This window comes from Amycolatopsis sp. NPDC004772 (assembly GCF_053601215.1).
The window spans coordinates 36,871-62,510 of the sequence record NZ_JBSGBK010000008.1 but is presented as its reverse complement, the minus strand read 5'-3'; the positions used below and the strand labels follow the sequence as shown (position 1 = coordinate 62,510).

General features: G+C 74.6%; 3 protein-coding genes. All 3 read left to right on the top strand.

Annotated elements, in window-relative coordinates; genetic code table 11:
• Nucleotides 1-10 precede the first annotated feature (10 nt).
• Entirely contained in the window at nucleotides 11-15,094 is a 15,084-nt protein-coding gene (locus ACWEF6_RS07455) for an SDR family NAD(P)-dependent oxidoreductase (protein ID WP_449682133.1), read from the top strand.
• Nucleotides 15,095-15,104: 10 nt separating this feature from the next.
• Nucleotides 15,105-20,390: a beta-ketoacyl synthase N-terminal-like domain-containing protein gene (locus ACWEF6_RS07450; RefSeq protein WP_449682132.1), complete on the top strand. Its 5,286-nt coding sequence runs from the start codon at nucleotides 15,105-15,107 to the stop codon at nucleotides 20,388-20,390.
• 99 nt (nucleotides 20,391-20,489) lie between these two features.
• Nucleotides 20,490-25,592: an acyltransferase domain-containing protein gene (locus ACWEF6_RS07445; RefSeq protein ID WP_449682131.1), complete on the top strand. Its 5,103-nt coding sequence runs from the start codon at nucleotides 20,490-20,492 to the stop codon at nucleotides 25,590-25,592.
• The last annotated feature ends 48 nt before the right edge of the window (nucleotides 25,593-25,640 follow it).

The following is a 25,640-nucleotide window of genomic DNA, read 5'->3' as shown; positions in this document are numbered from 1 at the left end:
GAGGAAGAACATGTCCGCGCCGAACGAGCAGATCGTTGACGCACTGCGCGCTTCGCTGAAGGAGAACGTCCGCCTCCAGCAGGAGAACGCCGCGCTCACCGCGGCCGCGGCGGAGCCCATCGCGATCGTCTCCATGGCCTGCCGGTACGCGGGCGGGATCCGCGGCCCGGAGGACTTCTGGCGCGTGGTGTCCGAAGGCGCCGACGTCTACACCGGCTTCCCGGAGGACCGCGGCTGGGACGTCGAGGGTCTCTACCACCCGGACGCCGACAACCCGGGCACGACGTACGTGCGTGAAGGTGCCTTCCTGCAGGACGCGGCCCAGTTCGACGCCGGGTTCTTCGGCATCTCGCCGCGTGAGGCCCTCGCCATGGACCCGCAGCAGCGGCAGCTCCTGGAGGTGTCCTGGGAGACCCTCGAACGAGCCGGCATCGACCCGCATTCGGTGCGGGGCAGCGACATCGGCGTCTACGCCGGGGTCGTCCACCAGGACTACGCCCCCGACCTCAGCGGGTTCGAGGGCTTCATGAGCCTGGAGCGCGCGCTGGGCACCGCAGGCGGCGTCGCCTCCGGCCGGGTCGCCTACACGCTCGGGCTCGAAGGCCCCGCGGTCACCGTCGACACGATGTGCTCGTCGTCGCTGGTGGCGATCCACCTTGCCGCACAGGCTCTTCGCCGCGGCGAGTGCTCGATGGCCCTGGCCGGTGGCTCGACCGTGATGGCCACGCCGGGCGGGTTCGTCGGCTTCGCGCGGCAGCGCGCCCTGGCCTTCGACGGACGCTGCAAGTCCTACGCCGCGGCCGCCGACGGCTCCGGCTGGGCCGAGGGTGTCGGCGTCCTGCTGCTGGAGCGGCTCTCGGTGGCCCGCGAGCGCGGGCACCAGGTCCTCGCCGTCATCCGCGGCAGCGCGGTGAACCAGGACGGCGCGTCGAACGGCCTGACCGCGCCGAACGGCCCCGCCCAGCAGCGCGTCATCCGCAAGGCCCTCGCCGCCGCCGGGCTCGCACCGTCCGATGTGGACACCGTGGAGGGGCACGGCACCGGGACCGTGCTCGGCGACCCGATCGAGGTCCAGGCCCTGCTGGCCACCTACGGGAAAGACCGCGAGACGCCGTTGTGGCTCGGCTCGGTCAAGTCGATCGTCGGGCACACGCAGGCGGCGTCCGGCGTGGCCGGCGTGATCAAGATGATCCAGTCGCTGCGGCACGGGCAGCTCCCGGCCACCCTGCACGTCGACGCGCCCACCCCGCAGGTCGACTGGTCGGCCGGCTCGATCGAGCTGCTGACCGAAGGCCGCGAGTGGCCGCGCAACGGCCACCCGCGCCGCGGCGCGATCTCCGCGTTCGGCGCCAGCGGCACCAACGCGCACATGATCCTCGAAGAAGCCCCCGAAGACCTCGTGAGTGAAAAAGCGGGTTCTAACCCTCCTTTCCACTCACGACCGTCTGTGGTGCCGCTGGTCGTGTCGGCCGCGACCGCGGCTTCGCTGGCCGCCCAGGCCGGTCGGCTGGCGGAGGTCGGCGACGTTCCGCTCGCGGACATCGCCGGGACGCTGGTGTCCGGCCGCGCGATGCTCAGCGAACGCGCGGTCGTCGTTGCCGGTTCGAACGAAGAAGCCGTCACCGGGCTGCAGGCGCTGGCCCGCGGCGAGAGTGTCCCCGGCCTGCTGACCGGCCGCGGCTCGGGTGCGCCGGGCAAGGTCGTCTGGGTCTTCCCGGGCCAGGGGACGCAGTGGGCCGGGATGGGCCGCGAGCTCCTCGACGCTTCGCCGGTGTTCGCCGCCCGGATCGCCGAGTGCGAGACCGCGCTCGGCCGGTGGGTCGACTGGTCGCTGACCGATGTCCTCCGCGGCGATGCCGATCTCTTGGACCGGGTCGACGTCGTGCAGCCGGCGAGCTTCGCCGTGATGGTCGGGCTCGCGGCCGTGTGGGCCTCGCTCGGCGTCGAGCCCGAGGCCGTGGTGGGCCACTCGCAGGGCGAGATCGCGGCCGCGTGCGTGTCGGGCGCGTTGTCCCTCGACGACGCGGCGAAGGTGGTTGCGTTGCGCAGCCAGGCGATCGCCGCCTCACTGGCCGGCCGCGGCGGGATGGCCTCGGTCGCGCTGAGCGAAGAGGACGCGACCGCGCGGATCGAGCCGTGGGCGGGCCGGGTGGAGGTCGCGGCGGTCAACGGGCCGACGTCCGTGGTCATCGCCGGCGACGCCGAAGCCCTGGACGAAGCCCTCGACGCGCTCGACGACCAGGGGGTCCGGATCCGGCGGGTCGCGGTGGACTACGCCTCCCACACCCGGCACGTCGAAGCCGCCCGCGACGCACTGGCCGAGATGCTCGGCGGGATCCGCGCGCAGGCCCCGGAGGTGCCGTTCTACTCGACCGTCACCGGCGAGTGGGTCGAAGACGCCGGTGTCCTCGACGGCGGCTACTGGTACCGCAACCTGCGCCGCCAGGTCCGGTTCGGCCCGGCCGTGGCCGAGCTGATCGAGCAGGGCCACCGGGTGTTCGTCGAGGTCAGCGCCCACCCGGTGCTGGTCCAGCCGATCAACGAACTCGTCGACGATTCCGAAGCCGTCGTGACCGGGACGCTGCGGCGCGAGGACGGCGGCCTCCGGCGTCTGCTGGCCTCGGCGGCCGAGCTCTTCGTGCGCGGCGTGACCGTGGACTGGTCCGGCGTGCTGCCGCCGTCGCGGCGGGTCGAGCTGCCGACGTACGCCTTCGACCACCAGCACTACTGGCTGCAGATGGGCGGGGCCGCGAGCGACGCGGCTTCGCTGGGCCTGGCCGGCGCCGACCACCCGCTGCTCGGTGCGGTCGTCCCGCTGCCGCAGTCCGACGGCCTGGTCTTCACCTCGCGGCTGTCGCTGAAGACGCACCCGTGGCTGGCCGGGCACGCGATCGGCGGCGTCGTGCTCATCCCGGGCACGGTCTACGTCGACCTCGCCCTGCGGGCCGGGGACGAACTCGGCTTCGGCGTCCTGGAAGAGCTCGTCATCGAGGCGCCGCTGGTGCTCGGCGAACGCGGCGGGGTCCGCGTGCAGGTCGCGGTGAGCGGGCCGAACGAAACCGGCTCGCGCGCGGTCGACGTCTTCTCCATGCGGGACGACAGTGACGAGTGGGTCCGGCACGCGACCGGCCTCCTCGGCGAGTCGGCCGCCCGGGAGCCGGATCGCTTCGACTTCGCCGCCTGGCCGCCCGCTGGGGCCGAGCCGATCGACGTCGAGAACTTCTACTCCGACCTGACCGAACGCGGCTACGCCTACAGCGGCGCGTTCCAGGGCATGCGGGCGGTCTGGCGGCGCGGTGACGAGGTGTTCGCCGAGGTCGCGCTGCCCGACGACCACCGCGAGGACGCCGGCAAGTTCGGCCTCCACCCCGCGCTCCTGGACGCCGCTCTGCACACGAACGCCTTCGCGAACCCGGACGACGACCGCAACGTGCTGCCGTTCGCGTGGAACGGCCTGGTCCTGCACGCCGTCGGCGCCTCGGCGCTGCGGGTGCGGGTCGCGCCGGGCGGGCCGGACGCGCTGACGTTCCAGGCCGCCGACGAGACCGGTGGCCTGGTCGTCACCATGGATTCCCTCGTGTCCCGCGAGGTTTCGGCCGCGCAGCTGGAGACGGCGGCGGGCGAAGAGCGCGACTCGCTGTTCCAGGTCGACTGGGTCGACCTGCCCGCGGCCGAACCCGTGGCCACGGACCACGCCGAGGTGCTCGAAGCCGTCGGCGGTGCGCCCCTGGACCTGACCGGCCGGGTGCTGGAAGCCGTGCAGGCGTGGCTCGACGGCGCGGCCGAGGAAGCCCGCCTGGTCGTCGTGACCCGCGGCGCGGTCCGCGAGGTGACCGACCCGGCCGGAGCTGCCGTGTGGGGCCTGCTGCGGGCCGCCCAGGCGGAGAACCCGGGCCGGATCATCCTGGTCGACACCGACGGCGAACTGCCGCTGGGTGCGGTGCTGGCCACCGGCGAGCCGCAGCTCGCGGTGCGCGGCGGTGCGTTCTCCGTCCCGCGGCTGGCCCGCGCGGCCGGCGAGGTGCCGGACGCGCCCGCGGTGTTCAGTCCGGACGGGACGGTCCTGCTCACCGGCGGCACCGGCTCGCTCGGCGCGCTCGTGGCGAAGCACCTGGTCGCCCGGCACGGCGTCCGGCGCCTGGTCCTCGCGAGTCGTCGCGGCGTGGCCGCGGAAGATCTTCTCGCCGAGCTGACCGGGCAGGGCGCGGACGTGTCCGTGGTCGCCTGCGACGTCTCCGACCGCGACCAGGTCGCCGCGCTGCTGGCCGAGCACCGCCCGACCGGCATCGTGCACCTGGCCGGCCTGCTCGACGACGGCGTCATCGGAGCGCTGAACCGCGAGCGGCTGGCCGGGGTGTTCGCGCCCAAGGTCGACGCCGTCCAGCACCTCGACGAACTGACCCGGGGCAGTGAACTCGACGCCTTCGTCGTGTTCTCGTCCGCGGCCGCGCTCATGGGCTCGGCCGGGCAGGGCAACTACGCGGCGGCCAACGCCTTCCTCGACGGCCTGATGGCCGGGCGCCGGGCGGCGGGCCTGCCGGGCGTGTCGCTGGCGTGGGGCCTGTGGGAGCAGGCCGACGGCCTGACCGCGCACCTGTCCGCCACCGACCAGGCCCGGATGAGCCGCGGCGGCGTGCTCGCCATGACGCCCGCCGAGGCCCTCGACATCTTCGACATCGGCCTGGCTTCCGAGCAGGCGCTGCTGGTCCCGATCAAGCTCGACCTGAAGACCCTGCGCGGCGGCGGGGAGGTCCCGCACCTGCTGCGCGGCCTGGTCCGCGCGAGCCGCCGGGTGGCGCGGACGGCGGCCGCCAGTGGTGGCGGCGGGCTGGTCCACAAGCTCGCCGGGCGGCCCGCGGAGGAGCAGGAAGCGGTCCTGCTGGGCATCGTCCAGACCGAGGCCGCCGCGGTGCTCGGCTTCAACGCGCCCGAGCTGGCCCAGGGCACCAAGGGGTTCAGCGACCTCGGCTTCGACTCGCTGACCGCGGTCGAGCTGCGCAACCGGCTGAGCGCGGCGACGGGCGTCAAGCTGCCCGCCACGCTCGTCTTCGACTACCCGACGCCGGTCGCGCTCGCCCGGCACCTGCGTGAGGAACTGGGGGAGACCGTCGCCGGGGCGCCCGCCGCGCCGGCCACGGTCGCCGCGGACGCGGGCGAGCCGATCGCCATCGTCGGCATGGCCTGCCGCCTGCCCGGCGGGGTGCTGAGCCCGGACGACCTGTGGCGGATGGTCGCCGAAGGCCGCGACGGCATGTCGGCCTTCCCCGAAGACCGCGGCTGGGACCTGGACGGCCTGTTCGACTCCGACCCCGAGCGCCCGGGCACGGCCTACATCCGGCAGGGCGGCTTCCTGCACGAAGCCGCGCAGTTCGACCCGGGCTTCTTCGGCATCTCGCCGCGCGAAGCGCTGGCCATGGACCCGCAGCAGCGCCTGCTGCTCGAAGCGTCCTGGGAAGCCCTGGAGCGCGCGGGCATCGACCCGACGAAGGCCCGCGGCGACGCCGTCGGCGTCTTCTCCGGCGTCTCCATCCACGACTACCTCGAGTCCCTGAGCAACATGCCCGCCGAACTCGAAGGCTTCGTCACCACGGCCACCGCGGGCAGCGTGGCCTCGGGCCGGGTGTCCTACACCTTCGGGTTCGAAGGCCCGGCGGTCACCGTGGACACCGCGTGCTCGTCGTCGCTGGTGGCGATCCACCTCGCGGCGCAGGCACTCCGGCAGGGCGAGTGCACGATGGCGCTGGCCGGCGGGGTCGCCGTGATGGGCTCGCCGATCGGGGTCATCGGCATGTCGCGGCAGCGCGGCATGGCCGAGGACGGCCGGGTCAAGGCGTTCGCCGACGGCGCGGACGGGACCGTCCTGTCCGAGGGCGTCGGCATCGTCGTCCTCGAACGGCTTTCGGTGGCCCGCGAGCGCGGCCACCAGGTGCTCGCCGTGCTCCGCGGCAGCGCGGTCAACCAGGACGGCGCGTCGAACGGCCTCACCGCCCCGAACGGCCCTTCGCAGCAGCGGGTGATCCGGGCCGCGCTGAGCACGGCCGGGCTGCAACCGTCCGAAGTGGACGCCGTCGAGGCGCACGGCACTGGCACCGCCCTGGGCGACCCGATCGAGGCGCAGGCGCTGCTGGCCACCTACGGCAAGAACCGGGAAACGCCGTTGTGGCTCGGCTCGCTGAAGTCGAACATCGGCCACACCCAGGCCGCCGCGGGCGTGGCGGCCGTCATCAAGATGGTCCAGGCGCTGCGGCACGACACCCTGCCGCCGACCCTCCACGTGCAGGAACCCACCAAGCAGGTGGACTGGTCCGCGGGCGCGGTCGAGCTGCTCACCGAAGGCCGCGAGTGGGCCCGCAACGGCCACCCGCGCCGGGCCGGCGTCTCGTCGTTCGGCATCAGCGGCACCAACGCGCACCTCATCCTCGAAGAGGCCCCCGCCGAGGAGCCTTCCGAGGCGGACGTGCCCGAAGGTGTCGTGCCGGTCGTGGTGTCCGCGCGCAGCACCGGCTCCCTGGCGGGCCAGGCCGCCCGGCTGGCCGACTTCCTCGACGACGACGTCCCGCTGACCCGCGTGGCCGGGGCCCTGCTGTCGACCCGGGCGACGCTGACCGACCGGGCCGTCGTCGTGGCCGGCTCGGCCGCGGAAGCCCGGGAGGGCCTGACCGCACTGGCCCGCGGCGAGAGTGCGACCGGCCTGGTCACCGGCACCGCCGGAATGCCCGGCAAGACCGTGTGGGTGTTCCCCGGCCAGGGCACGCAGTGGGCCGGCATGGGCCGCGAGCTCCTCGACGCGTCCCCGGTGTTCGCCGAGCGGATCACCGAATGCGCCGCCGCGCTGGAGCCGTGGACCGACTGGTCGCTGCTGGACGTCCTCCGCGGCGAGGGTGACCTGGACCGCGTCGACGTGCTGCAGCCCGCGTGTTTCGCGGTGATGGTCGGGCTGGCCGCCGTGTGGGCGTCGGTCGGGGTCGTGCCGGACGCCGTCCTGGGCCACTCCCAGGGTGAGATCGCCGCCGCCTGCGTGGCCGGTGCACTGTCCCTTGAGGACGCGGCGAAGGTGGTCGCGCTGCGCAGCCAGGCGATCGCGGCCCGGCTGTCCGGCCGCGGAGGCATGGCGTCGGTCCAGCTCGGCCACGACGAGGTGGCCGCCCGGCTCGCGCCGTGGGACGGACGGGTCGAGATCGCCGCCGTCAACGGCCCGGCCTCGGTGGTGATCGCCGGTGACGCCGAAGCGCTCACCGAGGCCGTCGAAGCCCTCGGCGGCCGGCGGGTGGCGGTGGACTACGCGTCCCACACCCGGCACGTCGAAGACATCCAGGACACCCTCGCCGAGACCCTGGCCGGGATCACCGCCCAGGCGCCGGTCGTGCCGTTCTACTCGACCGTCACCGGCGAATGGATCACCGAAGCCGGGATCGTCGACGGCGGCTACTGGTACCGGAACCTGCGCAACCAGGTCGGGTTCGGCCCGGCCGTGGCCGAGCTGCTCACCCAGGGCCACGGCGTGTTCGTCGAGGTCAGCGCGCACCCGGTGCTGGTCCAGCCGATCACCGACGTGGTGGACGGCACCGAGGTCGACGCCGTCGTCACCGGAACCCTGCGGCGGCAGGACGGCGGCCCGCGGCGGCTGCTGACCTCGATGGCCGAGCTGTTCGTCCGGGGCGTCCCGGTCGACTGGGCCACGATGGCGCCGCCCGCGCGCGTCGAGCTGCCGACGTACGCCTTCGACCACCAGCACTTCTGGCTCAGCCCGCCCGCCGCGGCCGACGCGCCCGCGCTCGGCCTGGCCGGGGCCGATCACCCGCTGCTCGGGGCGGTCGTTTCCCTGCCGCAGTCCGGTGGCCTGGTCTTCACCTCGCGCCTCTCGGTGCGGACCCACCCGTGGCTCGCCGACGGCGTCCCGGGTGCCGCCCTGGTCGAGCTGGCCGTGCGGGCCGGTGACGAAGCCGGGTGCCCGGTCCTCGCCGACCTGACCGTCGAGACACCTCTGGTGCTGCCCGAGAGCGGTGGCCTGCGGGTGCAGGTCGTCGTGGGCGGCGAGCGCACGGTCGACGTGTATTCGCAGCGCGAAGGCGACGAAGACTGGACCCGGAACGCCACCGGGCACCTCGCGGCCACCGCCCCGGCGGCCGAGCCGTTCGACTTCACGGTGTGGCCGCCCGCCGGTGCCGAACCGGCCGGCGGCGGGTGGCGGCGCGGCGAGGAGCTCTTCGCCGAGGTCGCGCTGCCCGAGGGGCAGGACGCCGGCGCGTTCGGCATCCACCCGGCGCTGCTGGACGCGGCCCTGCGCCCGGCCCTCGCCGACGACGAGCAGCCGGCGGAGTGGCACAACGTGGTCCTGCACGCCGCGGGCGCCTCGGCGCTGCGGGTGCGGCTGGTGCCCGGCGGCGTCCTCCAGGCGGCGGACGAAACCGGCGGCCTGGTTGTCACGGCGGAATCGGTCGTGGCCCGGCAGTTCTCGGCCGGGCAGGCCCGCGCCGGATCGCTGTACCGCGTCGACTGGACCGAAGTGTCCCTTGTGGACGGTGTGGTGCCGGATCGGGTCGAGGTGCTCGAAGCGTCCGGCGAGGAGCCCCTCGACCTGACCGCCCGGGTGCTGGAAGCCGTGCAGACGTTCCTCGCCGGCGCGGGGGAGGAAGCCCGGCTGGTCGTGGTGACCCGCGGTGCGGTCCGCGACGTGACCGACCCGGCCGGAGCGGCCGTGTGGGGTCTGGTCCGGGCCGCGCAGGCGGAGAACCCCGACCGGATCGTCCTGCTCGACACCGACGGCGAACTCCCGCTCGGCGCGGTCCTGGCGAGCGGCGAGCCCCAGGTCGCCGTGCGCGGCGGGAAGTTCTTCGTGCCCCGCATCGCCCGCGCGGAGCACCGCGGTGACGCCGTGTTCCGCCCGGACGGGACGGTCCTGATCTCGGGCGCCGGCGCGCTCGGCAGCCTGGTGGCCCGGCGCCTGGTCGAACGCCACGGCGTGCGGAAGCTGGTGCTGGCTTCCCGGCGCGGCCCGGCCGCCGAAGGCGTGGCGGAACTGGTCGCCGAGCTGGCCGCGGACGTGTCGGTGGTGGCGTGTGACGTCTCCGACCGCGCCCAGGTGGCGGCCCTGCTCGACGAGCACCGGCCGACCGCCGTGGTGCACACCGCCGGGGTCCTCGACGCCGGTGTCATCGAGACGCTCGACCGCGACCGGCTGGCCCGGGTGTTCGGCCCCAAGGTCGACGCCGTCCGGCACCTCGACGAACTGACCCGTGACCGGGATCTCGACGCCTTCGTCGTCTACTCCTCGGTTTCGGCCGTGTTCATGGGCGCGGGCAGCGGCAGCTACGCCGCGGCGAACGCCTTCCTCGACGGCCTGATGGCCCACCGCCGGGCCGCGGGCCTGCCGGGCCTGTCGCTGGCGTGGGGCCTGTGGGACCAGAGCACCGGCATGGCGGCCAACACCGACGAGGCCACCCGGGCCCGGATGAGCCGCCGCGGTGGCCTGCAGATCATGACCCAGGACGAGGGCATGGACCTGTTCGACGCGGCCCTGCCTTCGGCGGAATCGCTGCTGGTGCCGGCCAAGCTGGACCTGCGCGGGGTGCGCGCCGACGCTGCCGCGGGCGGGACCGTGCCGCACCTGCTGCGCGGCCTGGTCCGCGCGGGCCGCCAGCAGGCGCGCACGGCGTCCACTGTGGACAGCGGGCTGGCCGGCCGGCTGTCCGGGCTCGCCCCGAAGGACCAGCTCACCCTGCTGCTGGACCTGGTCCGGGCGCAGGTGGCGGCCGTGCTCGGGCACGCCGACGCGAACGCCGTCCGCGTGGACACCGCGTTCAAGGACGCCGGCTTCGACTCGCTGACCGCGGTCGAGCTGCGCAACCGGATGCGGACCGCCACCGGGCTCAAGCTGCCCGCGACGCTGGTCTTCGACTACCCGAACCCCCAGGCCCTCGCCCGGCACCTGCGCGAGGAACTCGGCGGCGCGGCCGAGACGCCGGTGACCACGGCGGTCGCGAAGGCCGACCTCGACGAGCCGATCGCCATCGTCGGCATGGCCTGCCGCCTGCCGGGCGGTGTCGCCGGTCCCGAGGACCTCTGGCGGCTGGTCGCCGAGGGCCGGGACGCGGTGTCGGAGTTCCCGGCCGACCGCGGCTGGGACCTCGAGAGCATCTACGACCCGGACCCGGCCCGTCCGGGCAAGACCTACACCCGGCACGGCGGGTTCCTGCACGAAGCCGGCCTCTTCGACGCGGGCTTCTTCGGGATCTCGCCGCGCGAGGCCGTCGCCATGGACCCGCAGCAGCGGCTGCTCCTGGAGTCCTCCTGGGAGGCCATGGAAGACGCCGGGGTCGACCCGCTTTCGCTCAAGGGCACCGACGTCGGCGTGTTCACCGGCATGTTCGGCCAGGGCTACGTGGCCCCGGGGGACAGCGTCGTCACCCCGGAGCTGGAGGGCTTCGCGGGCACGGGCGGGTCGTCGAGCGTGGCGTCCGGCCGCGTGTCGTACGTGTTCGGGTTCGAAGGCCCGGCCGTGACGATCGACTCGGCGTGCTCGTCCTCGCTGGTCGCGATGCACCTCGCCGCGCAGTCCCTGCGGCAGGGCGAGTGCTCGATGGCGCTGGCCGGCGGGGCGACGGTGATGGCGAACCCCGGCGCGTTCGTGGAGTTCTCCCGCCAGCGGGGCCTCGCCGTCGACGGGCGCTGCAAGGCGTTCGCCGCCGCGGCCGACGGCACCGGCTGGGCCGAGGGTGTCGGCGTGCTCGTCCTCGAACGGCTTTCCGTGGCCCGCGAACGCGGCCACCGGATCCTGGCCGTGCTGCGCGGCAGCGCGGTCAACCAGGACGGCGCGTCCAACGGCCTGACCGCCCCGAACGGGCCCTCGCAGCAGCGGGTGATCCGGCGGGCCCTGGCCGGTGCCGGGCTGGCACCGTCCGATGTGGACGCCGTCGAAGCGCACGGCACCGGGACCACGCTGGGTGACCCGATCGAGGCGCAGGCCCTGATCGCCACCTACGGCAAGGACCGCGAGACGCCGTTGTGGCTCGGCTCGCTCAAGTCGAACATCGGCCACGCGCAGGCCGCGGCGGGGGTCGCGGGCGTGATCAAGATGGTGCAGGCGCTGCGGCACGAAGTCCTGCCGCCGACGCTGCACGTCGACGAACCGACCCCCGAGGTGGACTGGTCCGCCGGGGCGGTCGAACTGCTGACCGAGGCGCGCGAGTGGCCGCGCACCGGCCGGCCGCGCCGGGCCGGGGTGTCCGCGTTCGGCGTCAGCGGCACGAACGCGCACCTGATCCTGGAGGAGGCGCCCGCCGAAGAGCCGGTGCCCACGCCCGAGGTGCCCGTGGTGCCGGTCGTGGTTTCCGCCCGCAGCACGGCTTCCCTGGCCGCCCAGGCCGGCCGGCTCGCCGGGATCGCGGCGGGTGACGCGCCGCTGGCGGGCGTGGCCCGGGCACTGGTGGCGAACCGGGCCGCGCTGACCGAACGCGCGGTCGTCGTCGCGGGCTCCCGCGAAGAAGCCGTGACGGGCCTGGAAGCGCTGGCCCGCGGCGAAGACACGGCCGCGGTGGTCACCGGCCGGGCGGGGGCGCCGGGCAAGCTCGTCTGGGTCTTTCCTGGCCAGGGCTCGCAGTGGGCCGGCATGGGCCGGGCGCTGCTCGAAGAGTCCCCGGTGTTCGCCGAGCGGGTCGCCGAGTGCGCGGCGGCGCTGGCGCCGTGGGTCGACTGGTCGCTGCTCGACGTGCTGCGCGGGGACGCCGACCTGCTGGACCGCGTCGACGTCGTGCAGCCGGCCAGCTTCGCCATGATGGTCGGCTTGGCCGCGGTGTGGCAGGCCGCCGGCGTGCGGCCGGACGCCGTGGTGGGGCACTCCCAGGGCGAGATCGCCGCCGCCTGCGTGTCGGGGGCGTTGTCGCTGCAGGACGCGGCGAAGGTCGTGGCCCTGCGGAGCCAGGCGATCGCCACCCGGCTGGCCGGCCGCGGCGGCATGGCCTCGGTCGCGCTGAGCGAAGAAGAAGCGACCGCCTGGCTGGCGCCGTGGGCCGACCGGGTCCAGGTGGCCGCGGTCAACAGCCCCACCTCCGTGGTGATCGCCGGGGAAGCCCAGGCCCTCGACGAGGTCGTCGAAGCGCTGTCCGGGCAGGACGTCCGCGTCCGGCGGGTGGCCGTGGACTACGGGTCCCACACCAACCAGGTCGAAGCGATCGAGGACCTGCTCGCCGAAACCCTGGCCGGGATCGAGGCGCAGGCCCCGGAGGTGCCGTTCTTCTCGACGCTCACCGGCGACTGGATCACGGAACCGGGTGTCGTGGACGGCGGCTACTGGTACCGGAACCTGCGCAACCGGGTCGGGTTCGGCCCGGCGGTGGCCGAGCTCGGCCGCCAGGGCCACGGCGTGTTCGTCGAGGTCAGCGCGCACCCGGTGCTGGTCCAGCCGCTCAGCGAGATCAGCGACGACGCGGTGGTGACCGGGTCGCTGCGGCGCGACGACGGTGGCCTCCGCCGCCTGCTGACATCGATGGCCGAGCTGTTCGTCCGGGGTGTGGCACTCGACTGGACCGCGGTCCTGCCTGCGGCCGGCCGGGTCGACCTGCCCAAGTACGCCTTCGACCACCGGCACTACTGGCTCCGGCCCGCCGAGTCCGCGACCGACGCGGCCTCGCTGGGCCAGGCGGCGGCCGACCACCCGCTGCTGGGCGCGGTCGTCGAGCTGCCGCAGTCCGACGGCCTGGTCTTCACCTCGCGGCTGTCGGTGCGGACGCACCCGTGGCTGGCCGACCACGCGGTCGGCGGTGTCGTGATCCTCCCGGGCTCCGGGCTGGCCGAGCTGGCCGTGCGGGCCGGTGACGAAGCCGGGTGCACCACCCTCGACGAGCTGATCATCGAGGCGCCGCTGGTCGTGCCCGCCCAGGGCGCGGTCCGCGTTCAGGTCGCGCTGAGCGGCCCGGACGAGACCGGCTCGCGCACGGTGGACGTCTACTCGCAGCGCGACGGCGGCACCGGCTGGACGCGGCACGCCACCGGCGTCCTGTCGTCGGCACCCGCCCAGGCTGCGGCGTTCGACTTCCGGGCCTGGCCGCCCGCGGACGCCGAGCGCGTCGACGTCGGCACCTTCTATACCGGCCTCGCCGACCGGGGTTACGGGTACGGGCCGGCGTTCCAGGGGCTGCGGGCGGTGTGGCGGCGCGACGGCGACGTCTTCGCCGAGGTCGTGCTGCCGGAGGACCTGCGCAAGGACGCGGGCCGGTTCGGCGTCCACCCGGCACTGCTCGACGCGGCCCTGCAGGCCGCGACCGTCGGTGGTGAGCCCGGTGAGCCGGTGCTCGCCTTCGCGTGGAACAGCCTCGTCCTGCACGCCGCGGGCGCCTCGGCCCTGCGGGTCCGGCTTTCGCCGAGCGGCTCGGACGCGCTGTCCGTCGAAGCCGCCGACGAGACCGGCGGCCTGGTCCTGACCATGGACTCGCTGGTGTCCCGGCCGGTTTCGGCCGAGCAGCTGGGCGCCGCGGCCGGCCCGGGCCACGACGCGATGTTCCGCGTCGGCTGGACCGAGCTCCCCGGGGGCCGGCTGACGGCCGCCGTCGAGGACGCCGAAGTCCTGGAGGTCGCCGGAGGTGACTCCGCGCTGGCCGCGACCACCCGGGTCCTGGAGAAGCTCCAGGCGTGGTTGGCCGGACCCGAAGAGGAACGCCTGGTCGTCGTCACGCGCGGGGCGGTGCCCGCCGGGGGCGACCACACGCTGACCGACCCCGCGGCGGCGGCGGTGTGGGGCCTGGTCCGGTCCGCCCAGGCGGAACACCCGGACCGGATCGTCCTCCTGGACACCGACGGCGAACTCCCCCTGGACGCCGTCCTGGCCTCGGGCGAGCCGCAGCTCGCGGTCCGCGGCACGACCCTCCTCGTGCCCCGGCTGACCCGCGCCACCCGGATCGCGGACACGCCCGCCGCGTTCGACCCGGACGGCACGGTCCTGGTCTCGGGCGCCGGAGCGCTGGGCACGCTGGTGGCCCGGCACCTGGTGACCCGGCACGGCGTGCGGAAGCTCGTCCTGGCCAGCAGGCAGGGCCTGGACGCCGACGGCGCGAAGGACCTGATCAGTGACCTGCCCGACGCGGACGTGTCCTTTGTGGCCTGTGACGTCTCGGACCGCGACCAGGTGGCCGCTCTCCTCGCGGACCTGCCGGAGCTCACCGGGGTGGTGCACACCGCCGGCGTCTTCGAGGACGGCGTGATCGAGGCGCTGACCCCCGACCAGTTGGCGAACGTCTACGCGGCGAAGGTCGACGCGGTCCGCCACCTCGACGAGCTCACCCGGGACCGGGACCTCGGTGCGTTCGTCGTGTTCTCGTCCGTCGCCGGGGTCATGGGCGGCGGCGGCCAGGGCCCGTACGCGGCGGCCAACGCCTTCCTGGACGCGGCGATGGCCCACCGCCGGGCCGCGGGCCTGCCGGGCCTGTCCCTGGCCTGGGGCCTGTGGGAACGCAGCGGCGGCATGGCCGCCCACCTCAGCGAGGTCGACCACGCGCGGGCCGGCCGCAACGGCGTCCTGGAACTGAGCCGGGCCGAGGGCCTGGAGCTGTTCGACCTCGGGCTGCGGATGGCCGGCTCGCTGCTGGTGCCGATCAAGCTCGACCTGGCCGCCCTGCGGGCGGGCGCGGTACCGGTGCTGTTCCGCGGCCTGGTGCGGCCGGTCCGGAGCCAGGCCCGTTCGGTGTCCACTGTGGACAAGGGGCTGGCCGGGCTCGCCCCGGCCGAGCGGGAGGCGCGGCTCGTCGACCTGGTCCGCGGGCAGGTCGCGGTGGTGCTCGGCTACGACGGCCCGGAGGCGGTCCGCCCGGACACCGCGTTCAAGGACACCGGGTTCGACTCGCTGACGTCGGTGGAGCTGCGCAACCGGCTGCGCGAGGCGACCGGGTTGAAGCTGCCCGCCACGCTGGTCTTCGACTACCCGAACCCCCTGGCCGTGGCCCGGTACCTGAGCGCGCGGCTGGTACCGGAGAGCACCGGGAACGGGCACGGCGGGGACGGCGACCGGCTGCGGCACGCGCTCGCGGCCGTCGTGACCGAAGAGCCGTCGATCGCCGAGCTCGGTGTCGACGACCTCGTGCAACTGGCTTTCGGCGACGAGTGATGGGGAGCAAGTGGTGAGTGCGTCGTATGAAAAGGTCGTCGAGGCGCTGCGCAAGTCCCTCGAAGAGGTCGGCACGCTGAAGAAGCGGGTCAGCGCCGCCAGTGAGCCGATCGCGATCGTCGGCATGGCGTGCCGGCTGCCCGGCGGCGTCACCGGCCCCGCCGACCTGTGGCGGCTGGTGGCCGAGGGCGGCGACGCCGTGTCGGGGTTCCCCACCGACCGCGGCTGGGACCTGGACACCCTGTTCGACGCGGACCCCGACCACGCGGGGACGTCGTACACCGACCAGGGCGGCTTCCTCCACGACGCGGCCCTGTTCGACCCGGGCTTCTTCGGGATCTCGCCGCGGGAAGCGCTGGCCATGGACCCGCAGCAGCGGCTGCTGCTGGAGGCGTCCTGGGAAGCCCTGGAAGACGTCGGCCTCGACCCGACGTCGTTGAAGGGCACCGACGTCGGCGTGTTCACCGGCGCCGGCGGCTCGGGCTACGGCGGCGGCCTGACCGGGCCGGAAATGCAGAGCTTCGCGGGCACCGGGCTGGCGTCGAGCGTGGCGTCGGGCCGGGTGTCCTACGTCTTCGGGTTCGAAGGCCCGGCCGTCACGATCGACACGGCGTGCTCGTCGTCGCTGGTCGCGATGCACCTCGCCGCGCAGGCCCTCCGGCAGGGGGACTGCTCGATGGCGCTGGCCGGCGGCGCGATGGTGATGTCGGGCCCCGACTCGTTCGTCGTCTTCTCCCGGCAGCGGGGCCTGGCCGCGGACGGCCGGTGCAAGGCGTTCGCCTCGGGCGCCGACGGCATGGTGCTCGCCGAGGGCATCAGCGTGGTCGTGCTGGAACGGCTGTCGGTCGCCCGGCAGCGCGGGCACCGGGTGCTGGCCGTGCTGCGGGGCAGCGCGGTGAACCAGGACGGCGCGTCCAACGGCCTCACCGCCCCGAACGGCCCTTCGCAGCAGCGGGTGATCCGCGCCGCGCTGGCGAACGCCGGCCTCGGACCGTCCGATGTGGACCTCGTCGAGGCGCACGGCACCGGGACGAGCCTGGGTGACCCCATCGAGGCGCAGGCGCTGCTGGCCACCTACGGGCAGGAGCGGGAGACGCCCCTGTGGCTCGGCTCGCTCAAGTCGAACATCGGCCACACGCAGGCCGCCGCGGGCGTGGCGAGCGTGATCAAGGTCGTCCAGGCGCTGCGGCACGGCGTCATGCCGGCGACCCTGCACGTCGACGAGCCCAGCGCCCAGGTGGACTGGACCGAAGGCGCGGTGGAACTGCTGACCGAGAGCCGTGCCTGGCCGCGCGGCGAGCGGCCGCGCCGGGCCGGGGTGTCCTCGTTCGGGGTCAGCGGCACGAACGTGCACCTGATCATCGAGGAAGCCCCCGCCGAGCCCGTCGTGAGTGAAAAAGCGGGTTCTAACCCTCCTTACCACTCACGACCGGCCGTGGTGCCGCTCGTCGTGTCCGCGCGCAGCACCGGTTCCCTGGCCGGGCAGGCCGGCCGGCTGACCGGGCTGGACGTGCCCCTGGCGCAGCTCGCCGGGGCGCTGGTGTCCGGGCGCGCGGTGCTGGAGGAACGCGCCGTCGTCGTGGCCGGTTCGGACGAGGAAGCCCGCGCGGGACTGGCCGCGCTGGCCCGCGGTGAGGCCGCGCCCGGCGTCGTGACCGGGTCCGCGGGCAAGCCGGGCAAGGTCGTCTGGGTGTTCCCGGGTCAAGGGACGCAGTGGGTCGGCATGGGCCGGGAGCTCCTGGATGCCTCGCCCGTGTTCGCCGAGCGGATCAAGGAGTGCGCGGCCGCCCTCGATCAGTGGACCGACTGGGCCCTGCTCGACGTCCTCCGCGGCGAAGGCGACCTGGACCGCGTCGACGTGCTGCAGCCCGCGTGCTTCGCGGTGATGGTCGGGCTGGCCGCCGTCTGGGCGTCCGTGGGGGTCCGGCCGGACGCCGTCGTCGGGCACTCGCAGGGCGAGATCGCCGCGGCCTGCGTGTCGGGCGCGCTGACGCTGGACGACGCCGCGAAGGTGGTGGCCTTGCGCAGCCAGGCGATCGCGGCGCGGCTGTCCGGCCGCGGCGGGATGGCGTCGGTCGCGCTGAGCGAAGCCGAGGCGGACGCGCGGCTGGCGCTGTGGGACGGCCGGATCGAGGTCGCCGCGGTCAACGGCCCGGCTTCGGTGGTGATCGCCGGGGACGCCCAGGCGCTGAACGAAGCCCTGGAAGTGCTGGCCGGCGACGGCGTCCGCGTCCGGCAGGTCGCCGTCGACTACGCCTCCCACACCCGGCACGTCGAGGACATCCGCGACACCCTCGCCGAGGCACTCGCCGGGATCACCGCGCAGGCCCCGGCCGTGCCGTTCTTCTCGACCGTCACCGGCGAGTGGGTGCAGGACGCCGGCGTCCTGGACGGTGGCTACTGGTACCGCAACCTGCGCAATCAGGTCGGGTTCGGCCCGGCGGTGGAAGCCCTGATCGCGCAGGGGCACGGCGTGTTCGTCGAGGTCAGTGCGCATCCGGTGCTGGTGCAGCCGATCAGCGAGCTCACCGACGCGGTCGTCACCGGGACGCTCCGGCGCGACGACGGCGGCCCGCGGCGGCTGCTGACGTCGATGGCCGAGCTGTTCGTCCGCGGCATCGACGTCGACTGGGCCACGCTGGTCCCGCCCGCCCGCGTCGAGCTGCCGACGTACGCCTTCGACCACCAGCACTTCTGGCTCCGGCCGGCCGCGCAGGCGGACGCCGTCTCCCTCGGCCAGGCCGAGGCCGGGCACCCGCTGCTCGGCGCGGTCGTGCGGCTGCCGCAGTCGGACGGCCTCCTGTTCACCTCGCGGCTGTCGCTGCGGACCCACCCGTGGCTGGCCGACCACACCATCGGCGGCGTGGTGCTCTTCCCCGGTACCGGGCTGGTCGAGCTGGCCGTGCGGGCCGGGGACGAGGCCGGCTGCCCGGTCCTCGACGAGCTCGTGACCGAAGCGCCGCTGGTCGTGCCCGCGCAGGGCGGCGTGAACGTCCAGGTCACGGTGAGCGGCCCGGACCGGAACGGCTCGCGCACGGTCGACATCCACTCCGAGCGCGACGACGGGTGGACCCGGCACGCGACCGGCACGGTCTCGGCGACCCCGGCCACCGGCACCCGGTTCGACTTCACCGCGTGGCCGCCGCCGGACGGGCAGCGCGTCGAGATCGGCGACTTCTACCCCGACCTCGCCGAGCGCGGATACGCGTACGGGCCGCTGTTCCAGGGCGTGCGGGCGGTGTGGCAGCGCGGCGAAGAGGTGTTCGCCGAGGTCACCCTGCCCGGCGACCGGCGGGACGACGCCGCCCGGTTCGGCCTGCACCCCGCGCTGCTCGACGCGGCCCTGCAGACCGGGACGATCGCCGCGGCCGCGTCCGGACAGCCCGGCAAGTCGGTCATGCCGTTCTCCTGGAACCGGCTGGCGCTGCACGCGGCGGGGGCCGCGGGCCTGCGGGTCCGGGTCGCGCCCGGCGGACCGGACGCGCTGACCGTCGAGGCCGCCGACGAGACCGGTGCGCCGGTCCTGACGCTGGCCTCGCTGATCCTGCGGGAGGTCGCCCTCGACCAGCTCGACACCGCGCGCACCAGCTCGCTGTACCGGGTCGACTGGCCCGAACTGACCACTGTGGACAGTGTGGCCCCGGCGGGCCGGGCCGAGGTGCTGGAAGCCTTCGGCGAGGAGCCCCTGGCGCTGACCAGCCGGGTCCTGGAGGCCGTGCAGGCGTTCCTCACCGACGCGCCGGACGAAGCCCGGCTCGTCGTGGTGACCCGCGGCGCCGTCCGTGAGGTGACCGACCCGGCCGGGGCCGCGGTGTGGGGCCTGGTCCGGGCCGCGCAGTCGGAGAACCCGGACCGGTTCGTCCTGTTCGACACCGACGGCGAGGTGCCCCTGGACGCGGTGCTGGCCACCGGCGAGCCGCAGCTGGCGTTGCGCGGCACCACGTTCTCGGTGCCGCGGCTCGCCCGCGTCACCGAACCGGCCGAAGCGCCCCTGACCTTCCGCCCGGACGGGACGGTCCTGGTCTCCGGGGCCGGGACGCTCGGTGCGCTCGCCGCCCGCGACCTCGTCACCCGGCACGGCGTGCGCCGGCTGGTGCTGGCCAGCCGCCGCGGCCGCGACGCCGACGGCGTCGAAGACCTCATCACCGAGCTGACCGGGCACGGCGCGTCGGTGTCCGCGGTGACCTGTGACATCTCCGACCGGGACCAGGTGGCCGCGCTCCTCGAGGAGCACCCGGTGACCGCGGTCGTGCACACGGCGGGCGTGTTCGACGCCGGGGTCACCGGGGCGCTGAACCGCGACCGGCTGGCCAAGGTCTTCGCCCCCAAGGTGGACGCCGGCCGCCACCTCGACGAGCTGACCCGCGACGCCGACCTCGACGCGTTCATCGTCTACTCGTCCGCCTCCTCGATCTTCATGGGCGCGGGCAGCGGCGGGTACGCGGCGGCGAACGCCTTCCTCGACGGCCTGATGGCCGCCCGCCGCGCGGCGGGCCTGCCCGGCCTGTCGCTGGCCTGGGGCCCGTGGGAGCAGCTCACCGGCATGGCCGGCACCATCGACGACCTCACCCTGGCCCGGATGAGCCGGCGCGAAGGCCGCGGCGGCGTCCGTGCGCTCGGGTCCGCCGAGGGCATGGCGCTGTTCGACGCCGCACTCGCGGCCGGAGAAGCCCTGCTGGTGCCGATCGAACTCGACCTGCGCGAGGTCCGGGCCGACGCGGCCGCCGGCGGCACCGTCCCGCACCTGCTGCGCGGCCTGGTCCGGGCGGGCCGGCAGGCGGCGCGCACGGCGTACGGCGACGACGGCGGCCTGGCCCGCAAACTGGCCGGGCTCACCGTCGCCGACCAGGAAACGCTGCTGCTCGACCTCGTCCGCGGGCAGGTCGCGGTGGTGCTCGGGCACGCCGACAGCTCCGGCGTCCGCGCCGACGCGGCGTTCAAGGACGCCGGGTTCGACTCGCTGACGTCGGTGGAACTGCGCAACCGGCTGCGCGAGGCGACCGGCCTGAAACTGCCCGCCACGCTGGTCTTCGACCACCCGAACCCGCTGGCACTGGCCCGGCACCTGCGGACGGAACTCGCCGTCGAGGAAGCGTCCCCCGCGGACGCGGTGCTGGCCGGCCTCGCCGGGTTGGAGGCGGCCATCACGGCCGTCGCCGACAGCCCGGACGGCGACCGGATCACCGCGCGGCTGCGGGAACTGCTCAAGACCGCCGAAGCCCGGCCGGACCAGACCGACGATCTCGACACGGCCAGCGACGAGGAGCTCTTCGCCCTCGTCGACGGGCTCGACTGAAACCAAGCTGTGACATCCGGGGCTTCGCCCCGGGCCGGGGGCTTCGCCACCCGGACCCCCGAAAAGCGAGACAAGCGAAACTTCTGGGAGTTGAGTTCAGTGGCTGACGAGGGACAGCTCCGCGATTACCTCAAGCGGGCGATCGCCGACGCCCGCGACGCCCGCACGCGGCTGCGCGAGGTCGAAGAGCAGGCGCGGGAGCCGATCGCCATCGTCGCCATGGCGTGCCGCTACCCGGGCGGGGTGGCCTCGCCCGAGGACCTGTGGCGGCTGGTGGCCGACGGGACCGACGCCGTCTCCGCGTTCCCCGCCGACCGCGGCTGGGACGTCGACGGCCTGGTCGACCCGGACCCCGACCGCCCCGGCACGACGTACACCGACCAGGGCGGCTTCCTCCACGACGCCGGCCTCTTCGACGCGGGCTTCTTCGGGATCTCGCCGCGCGAGGCCGTCGCGATGGACCCGCAGCAGCGGCTGCTGCTGGAGACGTCCTGGGAAGCCCTCGAACGCACCGGCACCGACCCGCTTTCGCTGAAGGGCAGCGACGTCGGCGTGTTCACCGGCGTCGCGAGCATGGGCTACGGCGCCGGCGGCGGCGTGGTCGCCCCGGAACTGGAAGGTTTCGTCGGCACCGGCGCGGCACCCTGCATCGCGTCCGGCCGCGTGTCGTACGTCCTCGGCTTCGAGGGCCCGGCGGTCACCGTCGACACCGGGTGCTCGTCGTCGCTGGTGGCGATGCACCTCGCCGCGCAGGCGCTGCGGCGCGGTGACTGCTCGATGGCCCTGGCCGGCGGCGCGATGGTGATGGCCCAGCCCGGCTCCTTCGTGTCCTTCTCGCGGCAGCGCGGGCTCGCCCTGGACGGGCGCTGCAAGGCGTTCGCCGAAAGCGCCGATGGGATGGGGCTGGCCGAAGGCGTCGGCGTGGTCGTGCTGGAGCGGCTGTCGGTCGCCCGCGAGCGCGGCCACGAGGTCCTCGCGGTGCTGCGCGGCATCGCGGTGAACCAGGACGGCGCGTCGAACGGCTTGACCGCGCCCAACGGCCCGTCGCAGCAGCGGGTGATCCGCGCCGCGCTGGCCGAAGCGGGCCTGGCACCGTCCGATGTGGATGCCGTCGAAGGCCACGGCACCGGCACGACGCTGGGTGACCCGATCGAGGCGCAGGCCCTCCTGGCCACCTACGGCAAGGACCGCGAGACACCGTTGTGGCTCGGGTCGATCAAGTCGAACATCGGGCACACCCAAGCGGCCGCGGGCGTGGCCAGCGTGATCAAGATGGTGCAGGCCCTGCGCCACGGCGTCCTGCCCCCGACGCTCCACATCGACCAGCCGTCCACCGAGGTCGACTGGTCGGCGGGCGCGGTCTCGCTGCTGACGGAGGCGCGGGAGTGGCCGCGCGAAGGCCGTCCGCGCCGGGCCGGGGTGTCCTCGTTCGGGATCAGCGGCACCAACGCGCACCTCATCCTGGAAGAAGCGCCCGAAGACCTCGTGAGTGAAAAAGCGGGTTCTAACCCTCCTTTCCACTCACGACCGTCCGTGGTGCCGGTCGTGGTGTCGGCTCGTGGGCCGCTGGCCGGTCAGGCCCGGCGGCTGGCGGGGTTCCTCAGCGCATCCGACGTGCCCCTGCCCGCGGTCGCCGGAGCGCTGGTGTCCGGCCGCTCCCGGTTCGACGACCGGGCCGTCGTGCTGGCGGCCACCCGGGACGAGGCCGTGGCGGGCCTGGAAGCGCTGGCCCGCGGGGAAGACGCGGCCGCGGTCACCGGCCGGGCCGGTTCGCCGGGGAAGGTCGTGTGGGTGTTCCCGGGCCAGGGCTCGCAGTGGGCCGGCATGGGCCGGGAACTCCTCGACGCCTCGCCGGTGTTCGCGGCGCGGATCGCCGAGTGCGCGGCCGCGCTGGAGCCGTGGATCGACTGGTCGCTGCTGGACGTCCTCCGTGGCGAGGGCGACCTGGAGCGGGTCGATGTGCTGCAGCCCGCCTGCTTTGCGGTGATGGTGGGGTTGGCCGCGGTGTGGGAGTCGGTCGGTGTCCGGCCGGACGCGGTGGTGGGCCACTCGCAGGGCGAGATCGCCGCCGCCTGCGTGGCGGGTGCGCTGTCGCTGCAGGACGCGGCGAAGGTGGTCGCCCTGCGCAGCCAGGCCATCGCGGCGAAGCTGGCCGGACGCGGCGGCATGGCGTCGGTCGCGCTGAGCGAGGAAGACGCGCTCGCCCAGCTGACGCCGTGGGCGGACCGGGTCGAGGTGGCCGCGGTCAACAGCCCGTCGTCGGTCGTCATCGCCGGCGACGCCGAAGCCCTCGACCAGGCCCTCGAAGCGTTGGCGGGCCAGGAAATCCGGGTCCGGCGGGTGGCCGTGGACTACGCCTCGCACACCCGGCACGTCGAGGACATCCAGGAGCCCCTGGCCGAGGCACTGGCCGGGATCGAGGCCCAGGCGCCGGCCCTGCCGTTCTTCTCCACCCTGACCGGCGGCTGGATCCGCGACGCCGGCGTCTTCGACGGTGGCTACTGGTACCGGAACCTGCGCAACCAGGTCTGCTTCGGCCCGGCCGTGGAAGCCCTGATCGCGCAAGGGCACGGCGTGTTCGTCGAGGTCAGCGCGCACCCCGTGCTCGTCCAGGCGATCAGCGGGATCGCCGACGACGCGGTCGTCACCGGGACGCTCCGGCGCGACGACGGCGGCCTGCGGCGGCTGCTGACATCGATGGCCGAGCTGTTCGTCCGCGGCGCCGACGTCGACTGGGCCACGCTGGTGCCGCCCGCCCGGGTCGCCCTGCCGACGTACGCCTTCGACCACCAGCACTACTGGCTGCGGTACCTCGAGACGGCGACCGATTCGGCCGGCCCGGTGGTGCGGCTGCCGCAGACCGGCGGCCTGGTCTTCACCTCGCAGTGGTCCCTGAAGTCGCAGCCGTGGCTGGCCGACCACACCGTGGACGACGTCGTGGTCGTACCCGCCACCGCGCTCGTCGAACTGGCCGTCCGGGCCGGTGACGAGGCCGGGACCCCGGTGCTGGACGAGCTTGTCATCGAGACGCCGCCGGTGGTACCGGACCGCGGCGCGATCCGGGTGCAGGTCAGCGTGTCCGGGCCCGCCGAAGACGGCACCCGGACCCTGCAAGTGCACGCCCAGCCCGATGACGCCACCGACGAGTGGACCCGGCACGCCACCGGCACCCTCTCGGCGACGCCGTCGCCTCCGGGCGCGTGGCAGGGCGGCGACGAGATCGTCACCGAAGTCTCCCTGCCCGACGGCGTGGACGCCGGCGCCTTCGCCCTCCACCCGGCGCTCCTGAACGCGGCCCTATCCGGCGAAGACGGCGTCACGCAGCCCATGGAATGGCGCGGCCTGACGCTGCACGCCGAAGGCGCGTCGACCTTGCGGGTCCGGCTGGTGCCCGGAGGTGCCCTGGAAGCGGTCGACGGCGCCGGCAACCTGGTCGTCACGGCGAAGGAAGTGGTGCTGCGGCCGGTGTCCGCCGGGTCGCCGAGCGGCACCCAGGACGCGCTGTTCCAGGTGAACTGGATCGAGCTCCCCGGGAGTCACGAGGCCGACGGCGTCGCCGACGTGCTGGAAGTCCCCGGCGGCGAATCCCCGCTCGCGGCGACGTCCCGCGTCCTGGAGAAGCTGCAGACCTGGCTGACCGAGCCGGAGGCGGAGCGGCTGGTCGTCGTCACGCGCGGCGCGGTGCCCGCCGGGGACACCCCGGTCACCGATCCGGCCGCGGCGGCGGTCTGGGGTTTGGTCCGGTCCGCGCAGGCGGAAAACCCGGACCGGATCGTCCTGCTGGACACCGACGGCGAAGTCCCGCTCGGCGCGGTGCTGGCCACCGGGGAGCCGCAGGTCGCCGTGCGCGGCGCCGCCCTCCACGTCCCGCGCCTGGCTCGCGCCGACGCCGCACCGGTGTCCGGTCTGCGCGGGCCGGTCCTGGTCTCCGGAGCCGGGGTGCTCGGCGAGTTCGTCGCCCGGCACCTGGTCACCCGGCACGGCGTGCGGAAGCTGGTCCTGGCCAGCCGCCGCGGCCTGGACGCCGACGGCGCGAAGGACCTGGTCACCGACCTCACCGCGGCCGGCGCGGACGTCTCCGTCGTCGCCTGCGACCTGGCCGACCGCGACCAGGTGGCCGCCCTGCTCGACGCGCACCGCCCGGCGAGCGTCATCCACACCGCGGGCGTCCTGGACGACGGCGTCATCGGGACGCTCACCCCGGACCGGCTGGCCAAGGTCTTCGCGCCCAAGGTCGACGCCGTCCGCCACCTCGACGAACTCACCCGCGACTGGGACCTCGACGCCTTCGTCGTGTTCTCCTCCGGCTCCGGCGTCTTCGGCTCGCCCGGCCAGGGCAACTACGCGGCCGCCAACGCGTTCCTGGACGCGGCGATGGCGAGCCGCCGGGCCGCGGGCCTGCCCGGCCTGTCGCTGGCGTGGGGCCTGTGGGAGCAGGCCACCGGCATGACCGCGCACCTCGGCGGCGCCGACCAGGCCCGGATGAGCCGCGGCGGCGTGCGGCCGATCACGGCCGAGGAGGGCATGGCCCTGTTCGACGCCTCGCTGGGCGCCCGGCCCGCGCTGCTCGTGCCGGTCAAGCTCGACCTGCGGGAGCTGCGGGCCGGCGGCACCGTGCCGCCCCTGCTGCGCGGCTTGGTCCGGACCGGGCGGCGGCAGGCGCAGAGTGCGTCCACAGTGGACAACGACCTGCTGCGGAAGCTGGCCGGGCTGGGCGCGCCCGAGCAGGAGGCCCTGCTCGTCGACCTGGTGCAGAACCAGGTCGCGGCGGTGCTCGGCCACACCGGGCCGGACGCCGTCCGCGCCGACACCGCGTTCAAGGACGCCGGGTTCGACTCGCTCACCTCGGTCGACCTGCGCAACCGGCTGCGGGAGAGCACCGGGCTGAAACTGCCCGCGACGCTCGCCTTCGACTACCCGACCCCGCTGGTCCTCGCCCGGCACCTGCGCGACGAACTCGGCGCCGGCGACGACGCGCTTTCGGTCGTGCACGCCCGGCTCGAAGACGTCGAGGCCCTGCTCGGCGGGCTGGTCCTCGACGAATCCACGAAGACCGGCCTCACCCTCCGGCTGCAGGGCCTGGTGGCCCGGTGCAACGGGGTGAGCGACGCCCCGGACGGCGAAACGCTGGCGGACCGGCTCGAGGCCGCGTCCGCCGACGAAGTCCTCGACTTCATCGACGAGGAGCTGGGCCTCACCTGACCCGGTCCGAGACCCACGCTCCCAGCAAACCCTTGTGAGGACCCAGGA

Bases quoted from the DNA above. Each gene is read 5' to 3' on its own strand.
- ACWEF6_RS07455 (WP_449682133.1), top strand. From the start codon at position 11: ATGTCCGCGCCGAACGAGCAGATCGTTGACGCACTGCGCGCTTCGCTG.